At 55.9% G+C, this 2565-nt stretch carries 4 protein-coding genes; all 4 read left to right on the top strand.

What is annotated here, in order from left to right:
• Nucleotides 1–369 (top strand): copper amine oxidase N-terminal domain-containing protein (locus SMC5_RS02315; protein WP_133299145.1); only part of this gene is annotated, 369 nt, incomplete at its 5' end.
• Between the two features lie 172 nt (nucleotides 370–541).
• Nucleotides 542–949 (top strand): AAA family ATPase, encoded by a 408-nt coding sequence (locus SMC5_RS02310; RefSeq protein ID WP_119119430.1) that lies wholly within the window; start codon nucleotides 542–544, stop codon nucleotides 947–949.
• A gap of 27 nt (nucleotides 950–976) precedes the next feature.
• Entirely contained in the window at nucleotides 977–1756 is a 780-nt protein-coding gene (locus SMC5_RS02305) for an ATP-binding protein (protein ID WP_119119429.1), read from the top strand.
• A 234-nt stretch (nucleotides 1757–1990) separates the two neighbouring features.
• A complete protein-coding gene (locus SMC5_RS02300; protein WP_165848932.1) occupies nucleotides 1991–2494 on the top strand; it encodes a DUF4446 family protein in 504 nt (167 codons plus the stop codon).
• Nucleotides 2495–2565 lie beyond the last annotated feature (71 nt).

The raw sequence follows: 2565 nt of genomic DNA, 5'->3' as shown, positions 1-2565 counted from the left end.
AGCGACATTGTGACTGTTGACGACAAGGCTACCACTGTCGACGCTGCTCCTGAAATCGTCGACGGCCGTACCTTTGTTCCGATTCGTTTCATCGCCGAGACCTTTGGTTCCACCGTCACGTGGCTTCCTGAGACCAAGGGCGTCACGATCGTTCTTGGCGACACGACCATTGGCCTTCAGATTGGCAATGCAACTGCCGTCATCAATGGCACCATCATCGCTCTGGACGCTGCTCCGTACATCAAGAACAGCCGCACGATGGTTCCTCTCCGCGTCATCACCGAGTCATTCGGCGGCAACGTGGCTTGGGATCCTATCAACCACATCATCACCATCACCTACGTGCTTCCAGTTGTCCCAGCTGCATAGTCTCGCGACTACACAGACTGTAGAAGCACAGTAGCACGAAGGCCCCCGGGTAACCGGGGGCCTTTTGCATTTCCAGACAGGAAGGACGAATACCTGCATGTATTGCACTGTCTAGCATGTCATGTACAATGCAGACATGACATGACGACACTATAGACATGAGGTGACGGTAATGTACAGACAACGTTGGCTCACGCGTCAATTGCAGCTTTCAGAGACAATACTCCCTATCACCGTACTCACAGGGGCGCGGCAGACGGGGAAGAGCACACTTCTTGCGAATGAACCGATGTTTGGCGGCTACTCCTATGCGACGCTCGACGATCCGGATTCCCGCGAGAAAGCACACACCAACCCTGTCGCATTTGTGGACAGGGCAGACAAATTGATCATTGACGAAGCTCATCGGGAACCAGACCTGTTCCTCGCTGCCAAGGAAGCCCTTCGCAAGGACAAGACACGTCGGTTCGTGCTGAGCGGATCCGCCAATTTCCTGCTCCTCAGGCGAATCCAGGATTCCTTGGCTGGGCGTGCTGCCTACCATGTTCTGCGCCAGCCTCTCTGGACCGAGTGGCTTTAGCGGCCGGAGCCCCTCTGGCTTCTCAGCATGTTTGACACACAACTTCCGGCGAGTGGTTCAGAACCATCGCCTGCACTGGACCTTCGCACGATCCTGTTCAGAGGTTTCCTGCCAGGCATCAGGGACGCAGCATCCGAACAGGCGGCCGTCTTCTGGCAGAGCTACGTGACCACGTATCTCGAACGCGATCTGCCGGACATCTCACCGACGACCTCTCTCTTCGACTATCGCGCCGTCATGCGTCGCGTTGCGCTGGCCACGGGGTCACTCATGGAGTACAGGAAGATCGCCGACGATACGCATGTCAACGAGAAGACAGTTGCGAGGTACATCGATGCGATCCAGAAAGCGTATCTTCTCTCCCTCCTTCCTCCGGCGCCCCTGACGAGCACGACCTCGGTCCGGCGGCAATGGAAGCCGTATCCATGTGACACAGGGCTTATCTGCTCGCTCCTTGGGATCAAGACCCCCGAAGCACTCGACGATATATTCTGCAGGCACCTCTTCGAAGACATGGTCTTTATGACACTGCAGACATTGTGTGATCTCTGGGATATGGGTATGCATTTCGTGCGCACTCGTCGAACAGCTGAACTGCACGAAGTGGACTTCGTTCTGGAACGCAATGGCAAGTGTGTTGCTGTTGAGGCCAAGATGAGCGATGACGTGACCATGAACGATGCTGCCCATATTCAATGGTTGATGGACGATGATCCATCCTGTGTCAGCGGCATCGTCGTCTATGGCGGATCTTCCATCAAGAACCTTACACGCCGTATCGTTGCAGTCCCTTGGACGATGCTCTGATTGGGGTCAGCTGGTAAATAGGTACCGGGTGGTACATTGACAAGGACAAAGGATGGATTCCCGCCTGCGCCCAGAGCACCCCTCCGAGTACACCCCTCGGATACAACAACATCCTCGGGGGGATTGAACAAAAGTCCTCGGGGGGGAATGACGGGGGGTATGGGTTGCGCACCGGCGTGTGCTGGATATACTTGCACCTGTACACATTACAGTCATCTACAGCGAGGCAATGACATGGAACAGGTTCTGCAGTCTGTTGATCTCGTCCTGAACACCGTTTGGGCCAGGCTGGTCTTTGGCGTGGCAGCCGTTGCCGTCCTGGTCATCGGAGTCGTTCTTCTCGTGCAGTGGAAGCACCAGTGTACGCGTCTGGCGATGGTATTTGGACAAGCCGCAGATGCGTCGTTCTACACACGCATCGACATGTTGACTCGCGCCTTTGACCAGCAGACCGCTACGCAGAACGAGCTGCGGGCCGCCTGCGCGGATCTCGAGAAGACCGGCCACCGCTTCTACGACTCCGTGAACATCGAGCACTATGACGCATTTGCGGGACAGGCGGGGAAATTCAGCTTCTCGCTGCTTATGCTCAACCGCAATGGAGCGGGGATTATCCTGACGTCGCTCACGAGCACCCAGGGCAGCAAGGTCTATGTGAAACGGATTGAGAATTGGAAGAGTGACGCGGCGCTGAGCCGCGAAGAGGAGGAGCTGCTCAAGAAGAACAACCCGTTGTGACCCGAGGGTTGTATTTTCTTCTGAGTCCCTATACTGTCGTACGTGGGTGTTATTTCCGGGCAATGCTTGCC

Origin of the sequence: Candidatus Cryosericum odellii, from assembly GCF_003570935.1 — a bacterium.
Classification (GTDB): Bacteria; Caldisericota; Caldisericia; order Cryosericales; family Cryosericaceae; genus Cryosericum; species Cryosericum odellii.
This window is presented reverse-complemented; position numbering and strand designations above follow the sequence as displayed.

Excerpts from the sequence above, each read along its gene's own strand:
- SMC5_RS02310 (WP_119119430.1), top strand. The coding sequence starts at position 542 with ATGTACAGACAACGTTGGCTCACGCGTCAATTGCAGCTTTCAGAGACA.
- SMC5_RS02305 (WP_119119429.1), top strand. The coding sequence starts at position 977 with ATGTTTGACACACAACTTCCGGCGAGTGGTTCAGAACCATCGCCTGCA.
- SMC5_RS02300 (WP_165848932.1), top strand. The coding sequence starts at position 1,991 with ATGGAACAGGTTCTGCAGTCTGTTGATCTCGTCCTGAACACCGTTTGG.